This is a genomic window from Sodalinema sp., assembly GCF_046483825.1.
GTDB lineage: Bacteria > Cyanobacteriota > Cyanobacteriia > Cyanobacteriales > Geitlerinemataceae > Sodalinema.
On record NZ_JAWOCL010000257.1, the window covers coordinates 43,402 to 60,240 of the forward strand.

Annotated in this window: 11 protein-coding genes; 7 read left to right on the top strand and 4 right to left on the bottom strand. The window is 54.0% G+C overall.

Going from position 1 to position 16,839, the window contains the following annotated elements:
• Positions 1-207 precede the first annotated feature (207 nt).
• The 3 genes from R6U67_RS16460 to R6U67_RS16470 all read left to right on the top strand — a co-directional run bounded on the left by R6U67_RS16460 (position 208) and on the right by R6U67_RS16470 (position 8,319).
• On the top strand, positions 208-5,976 hold the full coding sequence (locus R6U67_RS16460) for a translocation/assembly module TamB domain-containing protein (protein ID WP_410253557.1): 5,769 nt from the start codon (positions 208-210) through the stop codon (positions 5,974-5,976).
• Between the two features lie 166 nt (positions 5,977-6,142).
• Positions 6,143-7,357 (top strand): hypothetical protein, encoded by a 1,215-nt coding sequence (locus tag R6U67_RS16465; protein WP_410253558.1) that lies wholly within the window; start codon positions 6,143-6,145, stop codon positions 7,355-7,357.
• 11 nt (positions 7,358-7,368) lie between these two features.
• Positions 7,369-8,319, top strand: coding sequence for a mechanosensitive ion channel family protein (locus R6U67_RS16470; protein ID WP_410253559.1), 951 nt, complete (start codon positions 7,369-7,371; stop codon positions 8,317-8,319).
• 40 nt (positions 8,320-8,359) lie between these two features.
• Here the strand turns inward: R6U67_RS16470 and msrA are convergent, their stop codons facing one another.
• The 3 genes from msrA to R6U67_RS16485 all read right to left on the bottom strand — a co-directional run bounded on the left by msrA (position 8,360) and on the right by R6U67_RS16485 (position 10,172).
• Positions 8,360-8,824, bottom strand: a complete 465-nt coding sequence (gene msrA, locus R6U67_RS16475; protein WP_410253560.1) for a peptide-methionine (S)-S-oxide reductase MsrA — start codon at positions 8,822-8,824, stop codon at positions 8,360-8,362.
• 158 nt (positions 8,825-8,982) lie between these two features.
• Positions 8,983-9,288, bottom strand: coding sequence for a hypothetical protein (locus tag R6U67_RS16480; RefSeq protein WP_410253561.1), 306 nt, complete (start codon positions 9,286-9,288; stop codon positions 8,983-8,985).
• A complete protein-coding gene (locus R6U67_RS16485; protein ID WP_410253562.1) occupies positions 9,288-10,172 on the bottom strand; it encodes an alpha/beta fold hydrolase in 885 nt (294 codons plus the stop codon). The genes R6U67_RS16480 and R6U67_RS16485 overlap by 1 nt, the downstream gene beginning before the upstream one ends.
• Before the next feature lie 239 nt (positions 10,173-10,411).
• On the opposite strand from R6U67_RS16485, the gene rlmN reads away from it, so the two are divergent.
• A complete protein-coding gene (gene rlmN / locus R6U67_RS16490; RefSeq protein ID WP_410253563.1) occupies positions 10,412-11,446 on the top strand; it encodes a 23S rRNA (adenine(2503)-C(2))-methyltransferase RlmN in 1,035 nt (344 codons plus the stop codon).
• Positions 11,447-11,455: 9 nt separating this feature from the next.
• On the opposite strand, the gene R6U67_RS16495 is transcribed toward rlmN, so the two are convergent.
• Complete coding sequence (locus R6U67_RS16495; protein WP_410253564.1) at positions 11,456-13,108, bottom strand: DUF6930 domain-containing protein; 1,653 nt, start codon at positions 13,106-13,108, stop codon at positions 11,456-11,458.
• A gap of 216 nt (positions 13,109-13,324) precedes the next feature.
• Between R6U67_RS16495 and def the strand changes: the two genes are divergently transcribed.
• The 3 genes from def to recG are packed head-to-tail and all read left to right on the top strand — an operon-like array spanning position 13,325 to position 16,642.
• Entirely contained in the window at positions 13,325-13,897 is a 573-nt protein-coding gene (gene def / locus R6U67_RS16500; RefSeq protein WP_410253565.1) for a peptide deformylase, read from the top strand.
• 15 nt (positions 13,898-13,912) lie between these two features.
• Positions 13,913-14,116 carry a hypothetical protein gene (locus R6U67_RS16505; RefSeq protein ID WP_410253566.1) on the top strand — a complete coding sequence of 68 codons (204 nt, stop codon included), beginning with the start codon at positions 13,913-13,915 and terminating at the stop codon, positions 14,114-14,116.
• An 18-nt stretch (positions 14,117-14,134) separates the two neighbouring features.
• On the top strand, positions 14,135-16,642 hold the full coding sequence (gene recG / locus R6U67_RS16510) for an ATP-dependent DNA helicase RecG (RefSeq protein ID WP_410253567.1): 2,508 nt from the start codon (positions 14,135-14,137) through the stop codon (positions 16,640-16,642).
• The last annotated feature ends 197 nt before the right edge of the window (positions 16,643-16,839 follow it).

Consider the following 16,839-nt stretch of genomic DNA (forward strand, 5'->3'; position numbering starts at 1 on the left):
GCCACCACTCAACTACCATAGCCCGATCCGGTCATCACCGTTGAGACAAGGACTACATTCCCAAACGACTTTTCTCAACCCAGGCCTCAGCTAGACCGCTAAAATCCTAGCGTTGACACAAACCGAAGCCCAAGATCAGATGAGCTATTCATGTTAGCTCACCCTCGGGCAAACGGCCACATCGATTGACGCCGATCTACGTGAACTATGGCCAATCCACCGCCTCGCCCCACTCCCGAGCCATCTCCTCCTCGACGCCGTTCCCTAAAACGACTTCTAATTGGGGGAGGAATCGTTGTCGTCTTGGGAACCGTCGGCTATCGCGTTACCACCGCCTGGCTGCGATCGCAACTTCCCGGATTCGTCGAAGCCCAAATTATCCCCATTCTCAACCGTCCCCTCGAACTCGGGGCCGTACAACGACTCTCCCTGACGGGAGTAGACCTCGATGGCCTCTATCTCCCGCCCACCGCCGAGAATGCCAACTCCCTGCGAGTCGAGCAAATCCGCGTCCAATACAACCTCCCCGCCCTCCTCAGCGGCCAACTTCCCGTCACCATTACCCTACGGGATCTCAACCTCATCGCCCAACAAGGGGACGATGGCCAATGGCTGACCTTAGATCTCAACCTCCCCGAACCCAGCGACGACGAATTGCCCATCGAGATTCCCCTCAACCTCATCATCGAGGGGGGACATCTACAACTGACTCCCCAGGGCCGTTCCGAGGCCTTTACCGTGGGAGTTCAGGGCGATGCCACCCTCAGCCAAGCCTTTGAGCAGGCTCAGTATGACCTAGCCGTGACTCTTCCCGAGGGAGTCGTTGACGTGCAGGGAACCACCCGCATCAGCACCCTCGAAAGTCGCATCAATCCCCGCTTACAACAGGTGCAGTTAAGCCAATTTTTCGCCCTGTTGCCCCCCGAAGTCGGCGATCGCATTCCCTTAACCAGCGGCACGCTCAACGGTAACCTCAACCTGGAGATTCCCCCCCTCCTCGACGACGCGGGAACCCTCAACTGGGGATTGCCCGAAATTCGCGGAACCCTGAATCTCGATGAGTTAGCCGCCAACCTAGACGGCTTAAATCAACCCCTCACCGCTGACGTGAACCTGCGTTTTCAGGGGCGTCGCCTGCAACTCGATCGCCTCAAGGCCCAAACCGGCGACCTGCAACTCAACGGCAGCGGCAGTATCAGCGAGTCGGCCGGCTATGATCTTGCCTTCAGCGTCCCTGAAATCGCCCTAGAACGCCTGTCTGAACTGATTGATGACCCTCTCCTCGCGCCCCTAGATACCCTGGGCTTAACGGGGGTTTTACAGGGGCAAGCCCAACTCCTGGGAGACCTCAGCGATCCCCAGTTCACCCTAAATCTCAGCAACAGTAGCCCTCTGATTGTGGCTCAAACCGGCATCTCGCAACTGCGGGCCAACCTGACCGCCACCCTCGATCGCGTCACCCTCAATGGCCTTCGTCTAAACCCCGCCGTCGGGGGCAGCATTGTCGGCCGAGGCGATGCCGAAATTGGCCAATGGACGGGTCCGTTAATCGAGGCCCTCCCCGAGACTCTTCGCGATCGTCCCCGCCTCGCCAACCCAGGCGGGTCTAACCTCAACCTCGATCTACGCTTAGATCTCCCCAGCGATGCCCTCGTTGCCCCCTATCTGGCACTCCCCAACACCGTGAGCTTGGGGCAACTGCTGGCCCAGGTCAACGTCAGCGGACCTCTGACCAATCCTCAAGCCACCCTAACCTGGTCAACCCCTGATATCCTAGCCGCCGACTTAGGAGCCGTCAGCAGCGAGGGAAATGCCCGCTTTGCCAACAATCGTCTCAGTCTGGAGCGGGCGGAAATTACCGCCGGGGGGGGAGACATCACCCTAACCGGAAACGCCGATTTGCTGACTGAGATCTGGTGGCTCGATGTCGTGTCGAGTCCGATCAATCTCTCCCCATTTTTGCCCCTAACGGCTCAACTGACGGAGTTAACTGCGCAATTATCGGGGCGTTTCGATGACCTCTCCCCGGCGGCGGTTCAGGGAACCCTGGCCCTGGGTCTGAATCTGGCCGATGGCGTGGCCCGGCTGCAAGGGGATCTCAGTCAGGGAGAAATCGACGTTGAGGCCATCGCCTCGGGGGTGTCGGCCAGGGGGCTAAACCTGGAGTTACCTTTAGGGGTGAGTCTCAGTCGCGGTCAGGCTCGGCTGCGGAGTTCCTTGGCCAGTCTCATGGATGCGGCTCTAACGCGGGATTTGTCGGGGATTCGCCTCGATGCTGGGGGACGCTTGGCGATCGCCGACGGAACGGCCCAGGTTCAGGCCCAAGTGGCCAATGGCCAGCTAGAGAGCAACTTCTCCGCCGCCAATATCGCTCTCAATCCCTATTTGCCCAATCTTCGGGCCACGGTGGGGCTAATGTCGGCGGCGGGAACCGCTCGTTTGAGTTTGGCGAATGTGCTGGGTATCTTGGACAGCGGAGATTTGAGTCGACTCAACCCCGAGTTAACCACGGAGGCTCAACTGGCTCTCAATCAGGGGTCAGGAACGGTTGTCGCGGCGGTAACTGGGGGACAATGGCACGTTACCACAGACGCGAATCTGCCCGTTGATGATGCTTTAGTGCAGGAGTTGATCGGCGATCGCATTGTCACCAGTCCCCGCTTCCCCACGACGCTGCTGGCCCAGGCCAATCTCTCGGGACCGCTGAATCCCTTGTTGGAACTCGGAGCGGTTCCCATTCCGGCTCAGGTGAATCGCCTCACGGCCAATATCGACGGGGATTTACTTCAGGCCCAGGGGGATGTCCTGTTGAGCCATCTCAGACAAACCCCCGATTTAGCGGCCAATTTAACTCTGGAGGCGAATTATGATTCCCAACGCCTACCTCTAACCCTGTTACTGGCCGATGTGGCGGTGGGTGAGAATTTAAAACGTCCCAGTCCGGTTAATATCGATGGCAGTGTGGCCGTTTCAGGACAGTTTCAAGGCCGTCAGTTACTCTCGAATCCCTTGGGCGAGGGCAATCTGAATCTAGCCGGTGGGGTGGAACTGCGGGATTTTGCGGTCAATGAGGTGGAGTTTGACCCCTTGATGGCGGGAACGGTGCAGGTTCGCACGGGGGGGACCTTGGCCCTGGCGTTGCAAGGACCGGGACGGGAGAGCGATCGCCTGGCGGTGGCCTTAGAGGCCTGTCAGCAGGGATCTCGATGTTTGGCTCCCTATCTCCCCCGTGATTTCGAGATTCGTAAAGCCGTCAATGGTGAGGTGGTGTTCTCGGCCTTGGGGGAACGTCTGGGCGATCGCTTTGCGATGAGCTTGGATGACTTTAATTTGGCTCTATTAGACCTTGTTCCGGGCCAAGCCTTGGGGATTATTGGACCGGTTCGCGGTCAGGTAACAGGAGAAATCGTCACGGATCTGTTTACCCTGCAAACTCGCGGTGGGGTGAGCGTCGCTAACCCCGGTTTGGGCTATTTACGGGCCGAGGCGATCGCCGCTGAGTTTGGCTATGACGGACAAGAGACGGTGATTCGCGATGGCGTCCTCCAACTCCGGGACAGTCGCTTTGTCCTCAACGCCGCCACCCAACTGGATCTGTTGGGGGTCGTTCAAGGGCGTATTCCCCTGGCCGCTTGGCAACAGGCCCCGGTTCAGGCAGAACTCACGGTTGACTCAGGGAACGTGGGGGATCTGCTCACGACGGTGGCTTGGTATGACATCGAGGATCTGCTCCGTCGCGGTGTCGCCAGTCCCAGTTTAGATCCCCAAGATTTGACCGCCACTGGGGTCGGGATTCCCAAACATCCGTTAGCGGAGCAGTTGGCTCTGTTTGACCGCATCCGTCAACAGGTGATCGAACGAGTGACCCCTCCTGGTGAGCCTCAACCGCCTCAGGTGGCGGAGATTGAGGGAACCTATACTGCTGCGGTGACTCTGGGGGGAACCCTGGGAAATCCTAATCTTACGGCTGACTTGGCGGCGTCGGATTGGGTTTGGTATACGCAACCCCCCTCGCCTCTGGCCACGTCTGAACCTCGACCTCGGCTGACTCTCGATGATCTTCGCGTCAGAGCCAGTTTTGTGGACAATGTGTTGACTGTTGAGCAGGCTCGGGTGCAGGCGGAGGGGGGCGAAGCGTCTTTGATGGGCCGTGTTTCTCCGACGCAGCTTGAGGGCGGGTTTGAGGTGGTGGATGTCCCGCTGGACCTTCTGGAGCGGTTTGTCAGTCTCCCGGTGACGCTAGGGGGGGATCTGCGGCTGCAAGGACGGTTCGGCGGGACGGTGCAACAACCGACGCTGTTGGGAGAGGTGGCGATTGAGTCGCCTCAGTTGAATGACCGCTCTCTGGAGTCGTTTTTGGGGAATTTCCGCTACGGGGGCGATCGCGTTGAGTTCGTCACCGTAGCTCCGAGTTGGAGTCAGATTCAGGTCAGTGTTCCTTTTCCGCTGACGGCGTTAACCCCGGAGACGGCGATCGCTCAGGGACGTATTTCCCTGGATACACCGGCGTTTGAGTTGGTTGAGGCCCTCAGTGAGGGTCAGGTGGTTTGGCTTGGCGGTGAGGGACGGGTGGATGTGGCGGCTCGCGTGGATCTGATGGCGTTGACTTCTGGGGAAATTGAGCGGATTTTACAGTCGTTTGAGGCTGAGGGGGCGATCGCCTTTGATCAGGCCCAGGTTGAGGCGGCGGCTCTTCCTGAGGCTCAAAGTCAGATCGATGGGGTGATTCGTTTTAATCAGGAGCAACTCGATGTTGAGGGATTGGTGGCCCAGGTTGCGGATGGATCGTTTCGTTTGGCGGGGGTCTTACCTCTGTTGGAGCCAAATCCCGACTTAGAACGCCCTCTGACGTTGACGGTGGACCAAGGGGCGATCGCCCTAGCGGGACTCTATGAGGGCCGGTTGGATGGAGACATCACGGTGGCGGGAACGGTGTTAACTCCTGTGGTTCGCGGCGGGATTGAGTTGTCTCAAGGACGTGTCTCGGTTCCTGGGGGAGAGTTGGCTGCTGGGGGGATGATGTCAGACTCGTCAAGTGTCCCCTCTTCTGAGACCCGGTCTGAGGCCACGTCTCCATTGATTATGCCGGTCTTAGATGGGTTTCGAGTCAGTCTTGGGGAAGATTTGAGGATTGTTAATTCTCTACCGAGTTTTAATGCACGGGTGGCGGGGGATGTGACGGTAAATGGGGTGATTGATGGTGATTTGGGGAATCTGAACCCTCAGGGGACGATTCGGGTTGAAGAGGGTCAGTTGAATGTCTTGAGTAGTGTCTTTTTTGTCACCCCAGGTCGTCCTCAGACGGTGGAGTTTATCCCGGAGGAGGGCCTGTTCAATCCTCGGTTGGATGTACAGGTGTCGACGCTGGTGTCGGAACAACGCCGCAACCCCATGGCCGATCGCGATCGCAACAGTAATGAGGTCCCTGATACGACGATTCTCCCGCTGCGTCAGTCACGCCAGCTTTTAGTCAATATCACGATTGATGCGATGACGGAAGATGTCCTCGATGCCATTTTGGCGGATTCGTCGGGAGAGGTGACGGTGCAAGGGTTTGAGCCTAATGAGGCGTTGTTAGATACGGTGCAGTTGAGTAGTGTTCCTAATCGCAGTGAGAATGAGCTGGTGTCTCTACTGGGGGGACAGGTGGTGACAACGATTGATGAGATTGGTCAGTTACGAGGGACGGAGTTTTTTGAATATGCACTGGTGCGGTTTGTCTTGGAACCCGAGTTGACGGGACTCTTGGTAGATATTGATCGGGTGGCGAATCAGGCGGGCGACGCGATCGGTTTAGATCGTCTCAGTGTGTTTCCGATTGGACAGATTGAGGCGATTTATGAACTCAATGAGCGATCGCTGTTGGGATTGACCTATGATTATGGTCTCAGTGGCTTTTTACTCCAAGGCGGCCAAACTGAATCGGGAACCCCTGGTTTTGAGTCCATTGAAATCCGCTATGAGTTACGCTTTTAAAGCCCCTAAAGTGGTCAACTGTAGCCGAAAAAGAGCGACCCTAAGAGAGCAACCACAAGGGTAAGCCCCGACCCTATTCCCTGTTCCGGTGTTCCCTATTCCCTGTTCCCTGTTCCCTTCTATTGCCTCTTGCCTCTTGCCCTCTTCTTCCCTTTTCCCTACCTCAATGCGTTATATTTGGTTTCGCTCAATCCGAGAAAAAATCCAGTCTTGGTTCACGCAACCCCCCAGCAGTGAATCAGAAGACGAGTTGATTGAACTTCCGGCGCGGCTTAAAGATGAACTTCTGAAACGAATTGATGAGTCGGCGCCTCCTCCAATCTATAAAACCACAATTCTGGAGGCGATCGCTCCAGCCGTAGAATCCTGGCGTCATCGTATCGATGCTCCTAATCATTTGGTGATTTTAGCCAGTGCGGCTGAATCAATCCCTAAAATTATTAATGACAGTTTTGAGGACTGGGAGGATTGGTCAATTGAGGTCATTAGTCCCTTAAATACTCTCAAACGTCCCTACAACCCTCGCCTGATTGAGAAACGAATATCGAAACTGCTAGAACCCTATCTTCAGGTCAAGATTACTAATTTTGAAGCCGCTGATGATGATACGGAAATCCCCTTGGATCAGCGGCGAAAAACTCTGGTGTTAGTGCCTCAGTTAGAACATTGTTTTTTGCGCTCAATTGGGGGCTGGAGTAGTGTTGATTATCTTCGGGAAATTATTTTCAAAAACCCCAATTGTTTTTGGGTGATTGGTTCGAGTCATCCCGCCTGGAACTTTTTGGATTTTGTTTGCCAAATTAGTGCCTATTTTGACCAAATTCAATTGTTACCAGAACTCGACGATGAGATGCTCGCGGATTGGCTTACTCCGATTGCAGAAAAATTGGTGACCTTAGATAAACCTGATCGTTCTAGTAATGATCCTCGTCAAGCCTATTGGGAGCTGATCGCGAGTCAAAGCTCGGGAATTGCTCGTGTTGCTCAATATCTTTGGCTAGAAAGTTTGCAGATTCACGGGGATAGAATGCAGGATGAGTCGGGAGAGTCTCTCGACCTTAAAAAACTGCTTAGGGTTGAGGCTGATGCGAAACAGAAGCTGCTTCTTCACCCGGTTAAACCGTCATTACCCAGTTTACCGTCGTTGACGAATTTAGATCGGTATTTGCTGCACGCTACTTTGATTCACACGACCATCACCCGCAGTCATTTGGCTCAAACTTTAGGAGAGGCTGAAAGTCAAATCCAGGCGCGGGTGCAATGGCTATCTCGCCAGGGAATTTTGGAAAGCCGCGATGGGGGTTTAAGAATCCATCCGTTGTATTATGATAAGCTGCGGGTTGATTTATCTCATAATAACTTTTTTGTGGGGGACGACTGATGAGACAATTTATGGGTCAATTTACGGGTCAATTTATGGGTCAATTTACGGCCCAATTTACGGGCCAATTTACAGTTGTCTGGCGGTTTTTGGCTGGATTGGTTCTGAGTTTTTCTCCGGTTCCCGTGTTGGCTCAAGAGGATAATTCGGATGAATTACCAAACCAAATCCTGACGAATATTACAACGCAGAAAATCCTGTATGGGATTTTGGCAGTTCTGGTGGCTTATGGAAGTATTTATATTATTCAGGCGATCGCCAACTGGATTTCTGAGCGGGTTCCCCGGCGTTTTAGATTGATTACTAAGCAATCTATTCCCTTCTGGAAAGCCTTGATTTTGCTGGTTATGGGATTTTACCTAGCCAACCTGTTTTTTAAGCTCTCAGAGTCCAATGTTGTGGCGGTAACGGGGACGATCGCCGTCGCCTTGGGGTTTGCTTTTAAGGACTACGCCAGTTCCGTGATTGCGGGGGTCATTGCTTTGTTTGAAGCGCCTTATCGCGTTGGCGATCGCGTCACAATTTCCGAGCATTATGGGGAAGTCGTCAGCTATGGCCTACGAGCTATTCAGATTCAAACCCCCGATGATAACTTAATCACCATTCCCCATAATAAAACCTGGACTGAAGCCATTTCAAACGCCAATAGTGGCGAACTCGAAGCTCAAGTGGCGACGAACTTTTATTTTAGTCATGATGTTGATGTCGAGACGGTGATGACGATTCTATATCAAGCTGCCTATAGTAGTAAATATACTCAACTAAAACTCCCGATTGTTGTTGTGATTCAGGAGAAAATTTGGGGGACTCAGTTTAAGTTACGGTCCTATCCCATTGATGCGCGGGATGAGTTTATCTATAAAACGGATTTAATTCGCCGAGCTAAGGCGGCTTTTGCTTATGAAAAAATCTCCTATCCGAGTTTGATGCAGTTGGGATTGATGGAGGAGGATGAGGACTAATCGATGATTTTGGCGGGGCAATTCATTGCCCCGCCGACTCCTAAATCCGATGTTTGGCGTAATACTGTTGATGTTCGTCTTCGGCTAAATAATAGTCCGATGCGGGTTCGATTTGCGTGACGATGTGTTTTTCCGTCTCCTGTTGTTGACGCTTTAACTTGGATTTGCGGGCCATCTGTTCCTGTTCAGGACTATGGTAGAAAATGACGGAACGATATTGCTCGCCGCGATCGGCCCCCTGGCGGTTAAAGGAGGTGGGATCGTGAATCTTCCAAAATAGATTCAGTAACTCGTCATAGGACACCTGATCCGGGTCATATTCAACTTGAGTCACTTCAGCATGACCGGTAATCCGAGCGCAAACGTCAAGATAGGAGGGATTCGGGAAATGTCCCCCCATATAGCCAACAGAGGTTTTGGTGACTCCTGTAACGGCGGCAAACGCGGCTTCGATACCCCAGAAACAGCCGGCGCCAAAGGTGGCAATGTGAGTGGTTTTAGGCATGGGGAAGAGGGGAAAGAAAGGGCAAGAGGCATAACCCACCCCTAACCCCTCCCAAGAGGGGATGGCAAGAGGCAAGAGGCAAAAGGCAAAAGAAGGGAATAGGCAATAATAGGGTAGGGGTGTATCTTTGTGGTTGTCCTGGGTTGGTGGGCGAGGTGCTAGTTTAGGGTTTTGCAGATGTAGTCTCCGGCGCCGGATGGCTCGAAGGGGAAGTGGCGACCATCTCGTTTGATGCGTTCTTGGCGGCGACAATCGTATTTTTCCAACGGCCGCCGTTGACCGTCAACTCGGACTTCGGCGCGGTATTCCCAATAGTATTTGGCACTGCGTTTGATGCTGATAATACAAATCTCGCGACTGTGATAGATGCGGCAGGTTTCGTTGACGGTTGAGGGAAATCCCCACCAAAGATTGAGTAGGACAAGCCACGATAGGGCCGCATGGATGAGGGGAAAACTTAGCATTACTCCAATTCTAAAACCCAGGATTTGAGATGGGCGTTGACTTGATCGGGAACTTCGTCGTGGGGACAGTGACCGGCGTTGAGGAACTGTTCGCTGAGGTTGGGATAGTATTGACGAAACTTGGCGCTACGGTCTTTGCTGTTCATCCAGGGGTCTCCTTCTCCCCACACCATTAACAGGGGTTTGTTGAGTTGGCTGAGGAGTTCATCGACGGTTGCGCCTCGGGGGGTTTTGAAGACGGAGGCGAAGACTTTGGCGGCGCCACGATCGCAGGAGGGACGGTAGATTTCTTCGACGAGGCGATCGGTAACGGCGCTTTTGTCGACATAGACTTTTTCGAGGGTTTTACGAATCACGGACCGGCGGCGGGTGTTCTGGAAAATCAGGAAGGCCACCCAGTCTTGCAGGGCGAAACGGCGCAGCATTCGACTGAAACGACTGGGTTGGCGCGGTTGCGTGTCGCTGAAGGGACCGGCACTGTTGAGTAAGACGAGGCCTCGCGCCGATTCCGGTTTCTGGGCGGCGACGCAGAGACAGACATAGCCTCCGAGGGAGTTTCCGGCTAAGACCACGGGTTGACCGATGACCTCTTGGATGAAGTCATGGAGTTGGTCGCGCCAGAGTTCTCCACTATAGGCTAGAGGCGGTTTCCCGGAACGGCCAAACCCCAATAGGTCGATCGCCCAAATCTCAAACTCGTCTTGTAATCCCTCGATGGTTTTGCGCCAATGGTCGGTGGACGCGCCGAAGCCGTGAACCAGGAGTAGGGGGGGACGGGAGGCGTTGGGAGACTGTCCGGCGTGGACATAGTAAACGGGGCGATCGCGCCAGGTCCAATGTTGTCCGGGGAAACGGCCGCGTTCAAGGGTGGATGTGGTGGTCATCGTCAGGGGGTCACTCGGTGAGTCGCATACTTTGTAACGTATTGTATCGAGTTTCACATCTGTGGGGGAAGGGTGAACGTAGGTTAATCAGTCCCATTAATCAGTCCCAATGGTCAGGTCTGTACCTCTTTGTCACCGGAACTGTCGTGTTGTCCTGGGACCACAACTCGGCAGTTTTTCTTATTTTCCCAGGGGCAGGGGTCGCGTTAAGATAGGGTGTTACTGTATAGGCGCTCTCGATGTCTCTGTCCACGGCTACGGCAACTCCCCTTTTAGGTCAATCTCTACAAGACCTCACCACCTGGATGCAAGACCAGGGACAACCGGCTTATCGAGGGAAACAACTGCATCAGTGGTTGTATCACAAGGGGGTGCGATCGCTGGCTGAGATTACGGTGTTTCCCAAGGCCTGGCGGGAGGCCAACCAAGAGACAAATCTAGGGCGTTCGACGATTCACCATCGCTCGATTTCCCCCGATGGGACGATTAAATATCTGCTGAAACTGGCTGACGGAAATATCATTGAAACCGTGGGAATGCCCACGGAACGGCGCTTAACGGTCTGTGTGTCGTCTCAGGTGGGCTGTCCCATGGCCTGCGACTTTTGCGCGACGGGGAAGGGGGGATTTTTGCGTAACTTGGAGGTGCATGAAATCGTTGATCAGGTGTTGACGGTGCAGGGGGAGTTCCGCGATCGCGTCAGTAATATTGTCTTTATGGGGATGGGAGAACCTTTGCTCAATGTGGATAATGTCTTGGGGGCGCTACGCTGTCTGAATGAGGATGTGGGGATTGGGGCGCGATCGATGACGATCTCGACGGTGGGGATTCCGGGACAGATTCGCCGCCTGGCTGAACATCAGCTACAGTCAACCTTGGCGGTGAGTCTCCATAGTTCCAATCAAGCGTTGCGCGAACAACTGATTCCCAGTGCGCGACAGTATCCTTTGGAAGCGCTCTTAGCAGAATGTCGCGATTATGTCAAGCTTACGGGCCGACGTTTAAGTTTTGAATATCTGTTGCTGGCGGGGTTAAACGATCGCCCCCACCATGCCGAAGAACTGGCCCGTCAGCTACGGGGGTTCCAAAATCACGTGAATCTGATTCCCTATAACCCCATTTCCGAGGTGGACTATCAACGGCCAAGTCCTCAACAGGTGAACGACTTTGTACAGGCTCTCAAAGACCGCCATATCGCCGTGAGTGTGCGCTATTCCAAAGGTTTGGATGTTGATGCCGCTTGCGGTCAATTGCGTGCCTCTCAGCAAGCTTAGAGGACCGGTTCACAGGAGTGGAAAGAGGCTTAAATCCTCGATGCCCATCTGGTCGAGGGAGAGTTGATTAACCTCATAAAAGGCTTTCATGTCCGACAGATTGGGGTTACCGCTGCGTTTACCGGTGGCTCCCATCGCTAGAATTAAGCCACATTTACCCTTCGTTTTTTTGAGGTTTTCCGCCCAGGCTTTGCGGGCCTTTTGATGATAGGGATTGTCTAAATCAAACTCGCCCACGAGATGGATTTCCTCATTTTCGAGTTGCATCAGGCCCAACTCATAGTCAAAATCATCAAAGGGGGAATTGCAGGGTTTGAAGGCCAGACCTCTCAGTCCCCCAGCCGCCTCAATGGTGGCGACGATCTCTTTGACCCGGGAGCGGGTACTTTGGACGATAATGACCGGAAATTTGCCGCGACCGTTAGAGGCGATGGGGTCCTGAGGACAGTTCGCGCGATCGCGGAGTTCTTCGACCATCGCCCAGGGGATATTCTCAACCCGCAAGATGGAACCGTCGGGAATAATGTCATCCTGAAGTCGCGACATTTGCTCCAGGAGCGACATAGCGGGGGTCTCATCTAGGTCGATATCCATGTCGAACTCAGAGGGGGACGCTGAGAGTTCCTCGGCGACACTGGGCATTGAGGAGACGGTGACGGAGACGATGCGATCGCGGCCGTTGCCCAACTCGGAGCTTTGTAAGGATTTGGGAATGGAAATCTCATAGCCTTGACGCACGACTTGATCCCAGTCATCCATCAACTCATCTTCATGGTCAGTGAGGAAGCCATGCAAGGCTTTGAGGGCAATCCAGGCGGGGAGCGCTTCTTCTTCATGGAGAAACGGCCGTAAGCCTTCGAGGGGATGAAGACTACCAAAGTTGGCGTCGACGCACTCCCAACTGTAATGGCCGAGATCGTCGGCCTCATCATCAAACTCCTCGTCGCCTTCGTAGGTGAGGAATAAACAGTCTTGGGAGAGGAAAATGGTCTCTAATTTCTCCATCGAGGCATTGGCTAAGATGGAGGCGCGAAAGCTTTTGAGCGAGTCAAGGCTACGATAGAGCAAAATCCCGTAGTCGAGGCCCAGGAGTCCTAGGATGGAGACATAAAAGGTGTCGATGCCGCCATAGTTGAGTTCGATGCTAATGATTTGATGATCGCTGAGATAGTCCCAGGGCGCGTCTTCCCAGAGGGCCTCGGCTTCTTCGTCGAGGGGGCCGACGTACTGGGGGGGGACTTTGGGGGGTCGTCCTCCGACGGCGTCTTCTAAGCCTCGGAACAGTTCGTCGATGATGGGGAGTTCGGGAACGTAATCGAGGGTAATATCGAGGTCTTGTAGGACTCCGCGTAGGAAGAACAGCAGTTCGCGGTCTTTGACGATGATTTTTTGTGGCCGGCCCGGCTGAGCGGGTTTGTGGGGATATTCCATGGCCCGCAGTAGGGTTCGCACGACGGCTTCCATCCCCGAGTCGTCGGCGACTTTCTCCATGGCCCGGACCACCCCTTCTGAGCCATCAACCCAAATCACGCAGTCGCCGGCATCGTCGCCAACGAGTTCACCTGATTCTAAGTCAATTTGCAGCGATCGCCGATCGCCTTCCCAAACGGAGGGGATTTGGTCGAGTTTATTGAGGCGGCGACAGGTGGATGGTGTTAACACGGTCAGGGTCAGGTAAGGACAATGGTCAGGGGCGTTGAACGCTGTCCTTCTACTTTACCACTGGTTTTCAGGATGTTTCTCTAGGAAGGTTAAGCTTTCTATAGCCGAGGGGGGTCTTGGGTTAGGGCGACTCCTTTGGGGGGGAAGGCTTGTCGTGCTAGCAACAAACGTTATGATTTTAGTAAAGGCCTGTATCGACGAACACGTTGCTAAATTATGTCAACTTCAACACCTCTGCTGGTTGAAAAAACGAAATTAGACCATCCACCGCTTGAGATTCATACGTTGGGCGATCGCGTCTTGCGCCAAAATACGAAGCGGGTGGCCCGAGTCGATGAGACGGTGCGCCGTCTGGCTCGTGAGATGCTACAAAGTATGTATACTGCCGATGGGATTGGCTTAGCTGCGCCTCAGGTGGGGATTGCTAAACAAATGTTGGTGGTCGATTGCGCTCTCGATGACCCCAGTACGCCGCCGCTGGTGTTGATTAACCCGGCCATCCAAGCCTACAGCCGTGAGGTGGCGTTGGGCCAGGAAGGCTGTTTGAGTATTCCTGGGGTGTATATGGATGTGAAACGACCTCAGGTGATTGAGGTGTCTTACAAAGATGAGTTGGGCCGTCCCCAACGTCGTCGCTTTAGTGGACTTCCGGCCCGAGTGATTCAGCATGAGATGGACCACCTCAATGGGGTGATGTTTGTCGATCGCGTCGAAGACCAGTTACTGCTGACGGAGGAACTCTCGAAGTATGGGTTCTCGGTCAAGTCTGTTCGTCACATCAAAGCCTAGGGAGGCGCGAGGATTATGGTATCGTCTCCGAAAGTTGGGTTGTTGTTGGCGGTCTCCTGTGTGGCGGCGATCGCGGCGGTTGGCTCGGTGTTTGAGTTGTCGTCGGGACATCCGCAATATGGGGTCTGGCTGACGCGGATTATTCTAGGATTGAGTACGCCCCTGGTGGTGTTTGCTTTTTTGGCGGCGGTGCGAGAAGCTAATGCCAACAATTCTTGACGGTTCTCGAAGCTGACGATGGCGCCATCTCCATCTGTTCAAAATGCTCCGGATTGGGAGCGATTACGAAAAGCGCTCAGTGTTGAAGCTGAGCGCGGTTTTTCTGATCTGGTGGGTCGGGAGTTTCGCTTTCATGAGTTTCTGGAGTACCAGTTGAAGGACCCACCGGCGCGATTGGCGGCCAGCGATCGCCAACGTTGGCAAGATCTCGCGGCGGAGTTTGCGAACTACCCGTCTCTGACTCTGGCCCAACGTCAGCATCTGGTGGCGGAGTCGCGGCGGGTGTTGTTGCAGAGTGAGCGGTCTTTGGAGATGCGATCGCGATCGCAACGACCCCCGGTCACCCCCCGCAAACCCCCGACGGCTGAGCTTCACTCCCAGGTTTCTCCGGCCCAGCTGACGTTGGATCAGCCTCTGACTCAGGTGCGTCAGATTGGCCGCCGGGGAGGCGATCGCTTGGCTCGGTTGGGACTCTATCGGGTTCAGGATTTGTTGGAGTATTTTCCCCGCGATCGTATTGATTATGCTCGTCAAGTTCCCATTGCTCAATTGGAACCGGGAGAGACGGTTACAGTTGTGGCGCAAGTTCAGAGTTGCAGCTTTTTTAGTAGTTCTAAAAACAAGAAATTAAGCATCTTTCAATTAACATTAAAAGACCCCACAGGACGCTTAAAAATTAGTCGTTTCTATCCCGGAAATCGCTACAGTTCCACGCGCTGGCAATATGCCCATAAATCCCAATACCCGCGCGGGGCAACCGTTGCAGCCTCGGGATTGGTCAAGAAAAACAAATATGGAATCACCTTAGAAAACCCCGATTTAGAAGTTTTAGAAAACTCCGAATCGCGGATTGAATCTTTGTCTGTAGGGCGGGTCTTGCCGGTCTATGCCTTGACCGATGGAGTGACCGCTGACTTGGTGCGAAAATCCGTGTTGGCGGTGCTTCCAGCCAGTGAGCAAATTCCCGAACCCTTACCTCGGAAATTGCGAGAAAAGTATGAATTGCTGGACCGGCCGACGGCGATCGCCAACATCCATTTTCCCCCCGATACTGATATCCTAGACTTAGCCCGTCGTCGCCTCGTGTTCGACGAGTTTTTCTATCTGCAACTGGGCCTCCTCAAACGTCGCCACGAACTCAAACAAGCCGGGGAACTGCAACTCGCCAGCAGCCAAGCCCAACGACTCACCATTCAAGGACAACTCATCGAACAATTTTACAATTTACTTCCCTTCAATCTCACCCACGCTCAAACACGGGTGATTCAAGAGATTCTCGGCGACCTCAACAAAACCTCCCCCATGAATCGTCTGGTTCAAGGGGATGTGGGGGCCGGGAAAACCGTCGTGGCGGTGGTGGCGATACTGGCGGCGATTCAGTCCGGGTATCAAGCCGCCTTAATGGCCCCCACGGAAGTCTTAGCCGAACAGCATTATCGCAAATTAGTCGATTGGCTGAACCTGCTACAACTCCCCGTTGAACTCCTGACGGGGTCCACCAAAACCCGCAAACGGCGACAAATCCACAGTCAACTCGAAACCGGCGAACTCCCCGTGTTGGTGGGAACCCACGCCTTAATTCAAGATAAAGTGCAATTTCACCGTTTAGGGTTAGCGGTGATTGACGAACAACATCGCTTTGGCGTACAGCAGCGGGCCAAGTTGCAACAGAAAGGGAGTAATGGGATTTGTCATGTTCTCTCCATGACCGCCACCCCCATTCCTCGGACCTTGGCGTTGACCTTACATGGGGATTTAGATGTCAGTCAAATTGATGAATTACCCCCCGGTCGCAAACCGATTCAAACCACAGTTTTGGCGGGGAAACAACGGTTAGAGGCTTATGATTTAATTCGCCGTCAGGTGGCGATGGGACATCAGGCCTATGTGGTGTTGCCATTGGTGGAAGAATCGGAGAAATTAGATCTCAAGTCAGCGGTGGAGGAGTATGAACGGTTACAAGAGGTGTTCCCCAATTTTCGGGTGGGATTGCTGCATGGCCGGATGACGTCAGCGGAGAAAGATGCAGCCATTGCGGCGTTTCATGGTCATGAGACTCAGGTTTTGGTCTCGACGACGGTGGTGGAGGTGGGGGTGGATGTTCCCAACGCGACGGTGATGTTGATTGAGAACGCTGAACGCTTTGGCTTATCGCAGTTGCACCAATTACGGGGTCGGGTTGGCCGAGGCGGCGATCGGGCGTATTGTATATTAATGACCCATCCCAAAGCCTCACCGGATGCGAAACAGCGGTTAGAGGTGTTGGAGTCATCTCAAGATGGCTTTTTGATTGCTGAAATGGATATGCAGCTTCGCGGTCCCGGTCAGATGTTGGGAACTCGCCAGTCGGGGTTACCGGATTTTGTCTTAGCCAGTCTCGTGGATGACCGAGAGGTGTTGATTCTGGCCCGAGATGCGGCGGAACGGGTGATTCGCAAAGACCCCACTTTAGAGCGATATCCCCGCATGAAGGCGGAGTTAGAGATACGCTTTGAGCGAATGTTAGGCGGGGCCATGTTGCAATAATTGCCTCAGGCAAAAGGCTTCCTCGTGTCATGGCTGAAGCCGTGACACGGACTCTGAGCGGCTCTGCCGCCTGCACTCGGGAGGCAGAGCCTCCCCAAGAGCATGACTTGGCTCCAGCCAAGTCACGAGGAACCAGAAAATTGCCTCAGGCAAAAGGCAACTCGGGAGGCAGAGCCTCCCCAAGAGCATGACTTGGC

Bases quoted from the DNA above. Each gene is read 5' to 3' on its own strand.
- rlmN (WP_410253563.1), top strand. From the start codon at position 10,412: ATGTCTCTGTCCACGGCTACGGCAACTCCCCTTTTAGGTCAATCTCTA.
- R6U67_RS16485 (WP_410253562.1), bottom strand. From the start codon at position 10,172: ATGACCACCACATCCACCCTTGAACGCGGCCGTTTCCCCGGACAACAT.
- R6U67_RS16470 (WP_410253559.1), top strand. From the start codon at position 7,369: ATGGGTCAATTTACGGGTCAATTTATGGGTCAATTTACGGCCCAATTT.
- R6U67_RS16460 (WP_410253557.1), top strand. From the start codon at position 208: ATGGCCAATCCACCGCCTCGCCCCACTCCCGAGCCATCTCCTCCTCGA.
- R6U67_RS16465 (WP_410253558.1), top strand. From the start codon at position 6,143: ATGCGTTATATTTGGTTTCGCTCAATCCGAGAAAAAATCCAGTCTTGG.
- R6U67_RS16480 (WP_410253561.1), bottom strand. From the start codon at position 9,288: ATGCTAAGTTTTCCCCTCATCCATGCGGCCCTATCGTGGCTTGTCCTA.
- msrA (WP_410253560.1), bottom strand. From the start codon at position 8,824: ATGCCTAAAACCACTCACATTGCCACCTTTGGCGCCGGCTGTTTCTGG.
- recG (WP_410253567.1), top strand. From the start codon at position 14,135: ATGGCGCCATCTCCATCTGTTCAAAATGCTCCGGATTGGGAGCGATTA.
- R6U67_RS16505 (WP_410253566.1), top strand. From the start codon at position 13,913: ATGGTATCGTCTCCGAAAGTTGGGTTGTTGTTGGCGGTCTCCTGTGTG.
- def (WP_410253565.1), top strand. From the start codon at position 13,325: ATGTCAACTTCAACACCTCTGCTGGTTGAAAAAACGAAATTAGACCAT.